5 protein-coding genes and 2 pseudogenes are annotated in these 7,731 nt (G+C 72.2%); 6 read left to right on the top strand and 1 reads right to left on the bottom strand.

All coding sequences use genetic code 11. The features are described from left to right. From NBZ85_RS24125 to NBZ85_RS24115, 3 genes and pseudogenes are all read left to right on the top strand, one after another. Positions 1-405 (top strand): annotated as a pseudogene (locus NBZ85_RS24125) (mechanosensitive ion channel family protein); the annotation flags it as partial. A 209-nt stretch (positions 406-614) separates the two neighbouring features. Beyond that, positions 615-1,025 (top strand): hypothetical protein, encoded by a 411-nt coding sequence (locus NBZ85_RS24120; protein WP_261560479.1) that lies wholly within the window; start codon positions 615-617, stop codon positions 1,023-1,025. Between the two features lie 27 nt (positions 1,026-1,052). Continuing rightward, positions 1,053-2,177, top strand: coding sequence for a CE1 family esterase (locus NBZ85_RS24115; protein WP_261560480.1), 1,125 nt, complete (start codon positions 1,053-1,055; stop codon positions 2,175-2,177). 46 nt (positions 2,178-2,223) lie between these two features. On the opposite strand, the gene NBZ85_RS24110 is transcribed toward NBZ85_RS24115, so the two are convergent. Continuing rightward, entirely contained in the window at positions 2,224-3,000 is a 777-nt protein-coding gene (locus NBZ85_RS24110; RefSeq protein ID WP_261560478.1) for an LpqN/LpqT family lipoprotein, read from the bottom strand. A gap of 1,211 nt (positions 3,001-4,211) precedes the next feature. Here NBZ85_RS24110 and mscL point away from each other — a divergent pair. From mscL to NBZ85_RS24095, 3 genes and pseudogenes are all read left to right on the top strand, one after another. Next, positions 4,212-4,607: a large conductance mechanosensitive channel protein MscL gene (gene mscL, locus NBZ85_RS24105; RefSeq protein ID WP_261560141.1), complete on the top strand. Its 396-nt coding sequence runs from the start codon at positions 4,212-4,214 to the stop codon at positions 4,605-4,607. 109 nt (positions 4,608-4,716) lie between these two features. Then, positions 4,717-6,453 (top strand): trypsin-like peptidase domain-containing protein, encoded by a 1,737-nt coding sequence (locus NBZ85_RS24100; protein ID WP_261560139.1) that lies wholly within the window; start codon positions 4,717-4,719, stop codon positions 6,451-6,453. 454 nt (positions 6,454-6,907) lie between these two features. Then, positions 6,908-7,731, top strand: a pseudogene (locus NBZ85_RS24095) (RNA polymerase subunit sigma-24); the annotation flags it as partial.

Raw genomic sequence — 7,731 nt, 5'->3', positions numbered from 1 at the left:
GGCCCCGGCAGCACCGGCCCCGGCGAGGAGGACATCGCCGGGGCGAACCCCGTCGGTGCGGAACCGGTCGACGCGCAACCCGTCGACGCCAACCCCGTCGACGAGGGCCGCACCGGGCCAGGGAACGACAAGCCAAACACCGAGCCGGGGAACACGGGGCTGCCCACCGACCCGGACGTGCCGGTCGAAGCCGATCCGGCCGCAGGCCCGGTGCCGCCGTCGATCCCGGCGCCGACGTCGGGGACGGTTGTCGCCGCCGCGCCCCACCCATCGATCCCTCCGCCGGGCGAACAGGACCCCTTCGAACCCGCCGCGCCCGACCGGACCTCGGCATCCGCCTCGCCGCCACGGCCAAACGGCCCGCCCCGGCCTGCCGACCGGTCCCGACCGCAGGGACCCCCGTAGCCTGTGGCACGCTGCCGCCTCTACCGTCACGCAGGGACCAGTGGGTGTGCGTTAGGCGAACTACGGCGCGTTCGGCCCCTGGGTGGGGCACTCTGGGAGAGGACGGGATGTCAATGCCGGTCGTCGACCTGAACCACCTATACCGCCCAGGCCTGGACACCTGACCCGGACACCTGACCCAGCCAGGAGACCCGCCGATCGATCTCCATTTGACCGATCTTCGCGGCAAGAACCTCATCAACGTCACGAGTGGCGAGCGGAGGGACATCTCGGTGGAGGAGCTCTCGGACATGGAGCGTTCCCGGCTGCTCCTCGGCTGGCTGGCAGCGCGGCGCGCGGTGGACAACTGTCTGTCGGACCTGCTTGCCGCCGGGCCCGCGGGAGAACGTCGGGTGCGCGAGTCGTTGGCGCTCGTGGACGACCTGGAGAGTCGCGCCCAGGAGGCGTTCGACCGGTACCGCACCGCCGCGGAGAGCACCCCGGCTCCCCCACCGCGCCCGGCTGGCCGTTGGGCACCGCCGGCTGCGGCGGAGCGTCCCCGCCTCAATGTGGTCCGCGCCCCGGAGGGCGACCTCGCTCGTAGCATTTCCAACACGAAGAGTAATCACCGGCACCGGTGACGCCCAGCCCGCCGTCGGCGGGTCAGAATAACCACCGTGCCGGCCGTTCGTCGCCGCCGCGTCACCGCGGTCTGGCTCCTCGCCTTCCTGCTCCCCGTACTACTGGCCGTAACTGGCTGTAGCGGGCTGAGTGGCACCCGCCGCGGCAATGTGGTCCCCGGGGCCGCTCCGACGGCTACTCCGACCACCGGACCGGACGCGTTCGAGCGGTCCGGCCGCGGCACGCCCATCCGGATCACGCTGCCACCACCCGGCACGCCCCGGCCGTACCCGCTGATCGTGGCGCTGCACAGCCTGCACTATGACGGCACCGACCCCAAGGCACACTGGGATCTCGACGGCCTCGCCCACACCGCGGGCCTCGCCGTCGTCTACCCGGACGGCATCGGCAAGGCCTGGAACGCCGGGACCTGCTGCGACACCGCGAAGATCAACAACACGGACGACGTCGGCTGGCTGCGCGCGCTGATCGCCCATCTGAGCGAGAACTACCCGATCGACCGCACACGGGTCAGCCTGATCGGCCTGTCCAACGGGGGGATGCTCGCCTACCGGTACGCCTGCGAGCACGGTGACGAGCTCGCTGGCATCGCTGTGGTCGCGGCGAGCCGTCAGGTGGCGCAGTGCCAGCCGACGGCGCCCCTGACCGTCGTCGTCGTGCACGGCGGCGCCGACGGTCACGTCCCCTACCTCGGCTCGCCGTGGTCACCGGTCCTGCAGACGGCAATCACCCCCGTCGAGGAGAGCATGGCGCCGTTCCGCGCGGTGGACCAATGCCCGCTGCCCAGCCAGCCCGGCGACACCATCCTCACCGACTCGACCGGGGTGCCCTGGCACGCCGAGCAGCCGCCCGTCGCCCTGTCCGCGGGCCAGTTGCCCGCGCCCGGGGCTGCCGCCCCATCGCCCGGGGTACCGGTGTCGGACGGCCTGGCCGCTCCCACCGGATCCCCGGCCGAGCCCGCGATGACCGCGCCGGTGGCTGTCCGCCGGGAGACCCGGTGCGCATCCTCGGCCCGCGTCGTCCAGTTCCTGCTGCCCTCGATGGCCCACGGCTGGCCGCCCGCCGCCGGACCGGGCTCCTTCGCCACCACCGGGGTGATCTGGAACCTGCTTGCTCCAGCCCGATCTGCCCGCCCCGGGCCCCGCCTGTGACGTCAGCCCGGATGTGACGTCGCCCCGAATGTGGCCGTAGACGGGGTCAGGCCGCCGGGGAGAAGGACGCGCGCAAGGCGCCCATCAGCGTGTTCAGTGTCGCGGCCGCGCTGGTCGACACCCTCGCGATGAGCACATAGACGGCACCATCCGTGGAGACCGTCCGCATCAGGTAGGACACCCGCTGCCCCTCACGGTCATAGGAACCGGCCAACTCCTGGGTCGGCTGGCCGCTGGTGTCCGTCGCCGGGCCTGAACGCTCCTTCGTCAGCCCCGAAACCGAGTCGAACTCGCCCGCCTGGACCCGGGTGAGCGCCGCCGTCTGGTCCGCGCCGGCGATTCGGGCGACGCCGATCATCTGTGGGCCATATTCCGAGACGGTGCCGGGTTCGCCGTAGAAGATGCCGGTGTTGTCGCGACGCTGCTTCCACACCGGCGGGTGGGAGAAGGTCGCCTTCTGCAGCGGGTCCGTGTAGGGGGCCCAGTCTGCCGGCACGGCAATCTGCCCCGTGGCCGGTTGGCCGGTGCTCGCAGGGGCGGGCGTGCCCGGCCCGGCCGCCGTCGGCGCGCTGGCGGCGGTCGCCGACGGGGACGGCGCCGCGGCGGCGTCCGTGGCGGTGCGGCCGCTGGGGCGCACCTTCTCCCAGACGACGCCGGCACCGACCCCCACCCCGAGCGCGACCGCCAGCACCACCAGCGCAACGCCGAGACGGCGCAGGAAAGACATGGAGTCGGCACCGCCGCCACCACCGTGACGAACGTCGAGCTCGTCGGCCCCGTCGAGGTCGTTGACGCCATCAGGCCCGGGGAAGTCACGTTCCATCGACGCCGTGAGTGGACCACCCGAGCGGCGCGGCGTGGGCGACCGGTCGCTGCCCGAGCGGTGCGGCCCCGTCCGCTTCCTGATCATGGTGGGGGGCGAGTCCGGTGGCCGCTCGTCCTCCGGACCGGCCGTCGGGCCACCGAGGCCGGTCCGTCCCGGTCCGCCCGACCGCTGCGGCCGGGACGGGGGTACCGCCGCCGCGGGTCGCGCGGAGCGGCCGGGGGCGATGCGGTCGTCGGCGGAACCCGGTGCCGAGCGGCCCGGACGCGACCGGTCGAGACGGGCGTCCTCAACGTCGGCATCGGCCGCGAATCGCGGCCGCGCGCCGGTATTCCCGGGCCTGCCCCCGCTCCCGGCTCGGGCGGGCCGCCCCGCCCGCCCGCCCGCACCGGGCGGCGGGCCGTCGGCCGGGCCGCCGTCGACGCCGTACTCCGGCGGGGTCGTCCGACCCCGCGGATCGGTGTCACCCGGGCGGCCGGGCCGTCCCGTTCGTTGCCTGCCGGACGGATTGCCTGGTCCGCCGGACGGATTGCCTGGTCCGCGTCGCCCACCGGCTGGCGGGACCAGAGCCCTGCGCACGGGGGCTTCCGTGGCGGGCGGGCCCGGGCGGCCGTCATGGCCCTGCGGGCGGCTTCGGCCGTATGGATCGTCTCCAGCGCCGCCCCCGGACCCGAATCCGCCGCCGTCCGCGGGGAGATAGGACCCGGTCGGCGGGCCGGCGGGGTCGTAAAGTCCGGTATCCGCCCCGCGGCCCGCCGCAGGCGGCCGGCCGCGGTAACCGCCAGGAGCAGGCGGGCCGCCGTAACCGCCCGAAGCGGGCTGACCGCCATAGCCATCGGGAGCGGGCTGACCGCCGTAATCGTCGGGAGCGGGCCGACCGCCGTAACCTCCGGCCGCAGCCGGGCGGGGTGCTTGATCATCCTGAGAGTTGGGCCCGCGCGGCGGGAGGTTTCCCCCGGGCCGGCGGTAGGCGGCCTCGCGGTGGTCGTCGTCCCAATCGGCCCGTCGCGCACCGTCCGTCACCAGGCGACCTCCGATCCCGAGCCCCGCGCGCATTCGTTCGTCCCACCGGTGTACCACGGAGTTGCCGACATGTAGCGCGCGCCTAGTTGACAACAGCCCGTCAGGGGCATAGGGGCCGGGTCGGATACCACCGACCTGCAGCGATATCCTCCCATGGCGCACCGGGCGCCTGACTGGGGGGACCATCGATGAAGGGCTTCAAGCAGTTCCTGATGCGAGGGAACGTGGTCGACCTCGCGGTCGCCGTGGTGATCGGCACCGCCTTCACCGCCGTGGTGACGTCCCTGGTGAAGACCATCTTCACCCCGCTGATCGCGGCGATCTTCGGCAAGCCGGACTTCTCGGCCCTCACGTTCACACTGAACGGCAGCGTGTTCCGATACGGCGAGTTCATCAACAGTGTCATCGCCTTCCTCTCCGTGGCGACTGTGATCTACTTCGTCGTGGTGCTCCCGCTGAAGACCATCAACGATCGGCGCGCCCGTGGCCAGGTCCCGCCCGAGGAGGACCCCGTGTTGACCGATGAGGCACGTCTGCTTACCGAGATTCGTGATCTACTGACGGAACGCCGTCCCACCTCCTGACCTGCTCGCCCTCGGCGGGACTCAGGCTCTGGCCCGTCCTGTCGATCGCTTACCCGAACGTTGGTCGGCATTCAGGAATCGCTCAGGCTCGCAAGGGAAAGTGCCTACTATGACACCGCGTCTCCCCTTCAGCAGCGGCGCCGAGGACGCTCAGACGGACAGTGGCCGGGAGGAGTCCGGCGCCGGGCACGACTCGCCGTCCCCCTGGGCCCCACCCGCCGAAGGCGCATTCGGGTCCCAGGCAGAACAGCCTCACCCGACCGGCCCCGGCAGCTCCGCGCCCGACCCTTCCGTGGCACCGCCCTCCGCAGCGCCCTACGGCGCTTCCCCGCCGGTCCGCCCGTCCACCAGTCCCGGCCAGGCGGCGCCGTTCAACACCGGCGGGTTCGCGACCGGGCCCTGGGGCCCGCCCAACCCGGGTCCGGGCCAGGCCGGTCCAGAGCAGAGCATGTTCAGGGCTGATGCCGGTCCCGGCCCAGCAGGCGATCCGTACGGCTCGGGCAGCTCGGGCGGCCAGGGAGTCGGCGGCCAGGGCAGGTCGGGCGGTCCGGGTCTGCCGCCCGGTCCGCCGCCGGCGGGCCAGACGTGGGGCACTCAGTGGGGCAACCAGTGGGGCGCTCCCGGTGGTGGCATTCCACCTACCGCGTACGACCCACCTACCGCGTACGACATCCACGGCAATCGGCCGGCGACGGCCTCCCCGCTGCCCTGGCGTAGGCGCCGGCTGGTGGCCGCAGGGCTCGCCATCGCCCTCGTCTCCGCCGGCATCGGGGGCGGCGTCGGTGCCCTGGTCGCCGACAACGACAGCGGGAACACGGTCGTGACCACCGCCGGGCTTGAGCGCAGCAGCGTCAGCTCTGGCGGGACGTCGCCGGCGGCCTCCGGCACCGTCGCCGCGGCGGCGCAGAAGATCCTCCCCAGCGTCGTCACGATCGCCGAGGAGTCAAGCAGCGAGGCCGGCACCGGTTCCGGGACGATCATCCGGTCGGACGGCCACATCCTGACGAACAACCATGTCGTGTCGGGAGCCTCCGACGGCGGCACACTCACGGTGACCCTCCAGGACGGCCGCACCTTCGACGCGCAGGTCGTGGGGACCGACCCCAGTTCCGACCTCGCCATCATCAAGATCAACGCTTCGGGACTGACCGCGGCGACCTTCGGCAACTCCGACACATTGAACATCGGCGAGCTGGTGGTGGCGGTCGGCAGTCCGCTCGGCCTGAACGGCACGGTGACCTCCGGCATCGTCAGCGCCGTGCACCGCCCGGTCCGTACTGGCGACTCGACCGTGCAGGACCAGCAGAACACCGTCCTTGACGCGATCCAGACCGATGCGCCGATCAACCCGGGTAACTCCGGCGGCCCGCTGGTCAACAGCCGAGGCGAGATCATCGGCGTGAACAGCGCGATCGCGACCGTCGGCGGCGGCGGGGGCAGTCCGTTCGGCGGCAGCCAGCAGTCCGGCAACATCGGCGTCGGCTTCGCGATCCCCGGCAACTACGCCGAGTCGGTGGCCACCCAGCTGATCACCGCCGGACGCGCACAGCATCCCTACCTGGGCGTAACCGCCTCGACCGCAGCGGAGAACACGCGCTCGACCGCGTCCAGCGGAACCGGCGCGCAGATCCGCTCGATGGTCGCCGGCGGCCCCGCCGAAGGCGCCGGCCTGCACACCGGCGACGTGATCACCAAGGTCGGCGACCGAGCCGTCAGCGACGTCGACTCCCTGATCGCGGCGGTGCGCTCGCACGCCATCGGAGACGAGGTCGAGGTGACCTACACCCGCAACGGCCAGCCCGGCACCGTGAAGACGCGGCTCGCCCTGCAGCCGCCTACCTCCTGATCACAGCTCTGATCGCGTCCTGTTTCGGGCTCCGTGCAGCGTCCTGATCGTCGCCGTCGTACCGTTTCGGAACCGACATACCGACCGCGCAATAATCGTGGGGCAATCCTGCGGACGGTCGCGAATGGCCGAGCCGGTACGGAAGGCCCGCTGGGACCGATCGGTTGCGGAATTCGAAGCAAGCCCGTCGGTGGGCTATTCGCCGCCCGTCTTTCTAACTAGTCTTCCGACGGGACATGGCCGCATCGCCCGCGCACCACCCCGGAGCAAAGTGGCCACAAGTAGACAAAAATGATCAAAGCGCTACGGGCGCGCGGGTCAAGTGATTCCGACTGTCGAATCGACGACAACAAAATCCTCACAACGTTCACCCGTTAGCACGGCCCGCCTCCTAGCATTGGCTCCACACATCCGTTCCGGGTCCGCCACTAGTCGACCGGGGAGTAGCTAAAGTATGGACGACGACGCGGACCTTGCGGCCCGTGTCCGACGTGGTGATCGACAGGCGTTCGACGACCTGTACGACCTCTACGCGGATGATGTCTTCTCCATGTGCCTGCTGATCCTGGGTGATCCCACGGTGGCCCGGGCCGCCGCCGGCACGGCGTTCGCCCTGGTCGCCCGTACCCGTCTCAACCCACTGAGCGACCCGGCCCGGCTGCGTTCCTGGCTGCTGGAACTCGCCCGCGGCAGCGCCCTGGCCTGGTCGGGATCCCCGCAGGCCCGCAGCATCCCGGTCCCACATGGCGTATCGCCCGAGGAACTCCTGGTCGGCGCCGTGGTGCCGGCACCCGCCAGTCTGCGGGTGGGTCTCGCCCGCACCTTCGACCGAGCCGCCGCCGTCGCGGAGGCCGCTGCCGCCAGCCGCCGGGCTGCCATGCCGGCCGCACCCGTGGTACCTGCGCCAGCCCAGCCGATCAGCCTCGTCAAGGCGCCGGCCGAGCCCGCCGTTCCCCTCGCGTCCGACGCCGCGGAGACGCTGATCGCCCCCGCCATCGCGCGTTCGCTGCCGCTGATGCGGATGGATGCCGAGGCCGAGGCCGCCGACGCCGTTTCCACATCCGGCCGCTGGATCCTGGAGTGGCGCAGCCGGCCGGCGATGGCCGCCGCGGCGGCGGTCGTCGTCGCCGCGGTCGGTCTCACCGCGGCGACGAACTGGCCATCGTCCCATCCCCGCCTGCTGGCGGAGAACGGCGTGGCGGTGGTGAGTCCGCAGCAGAGCCTCGACACGATTCGCCCCGCCACGGCGCCCGCCGCCCCCAGCGGCGGCGCCTCGAC

It is taken from the genome of Frankia tisae, assembly GCF_025403405.1.
GTDB lineage: Bacteria > Actinomycetota > Actinomycetes > Frankiales > Frankiaceae > Frankia > Frankia tisai.
This window is presented reverse-complemented; position numbering and strand designations above follow the sequence as displayed.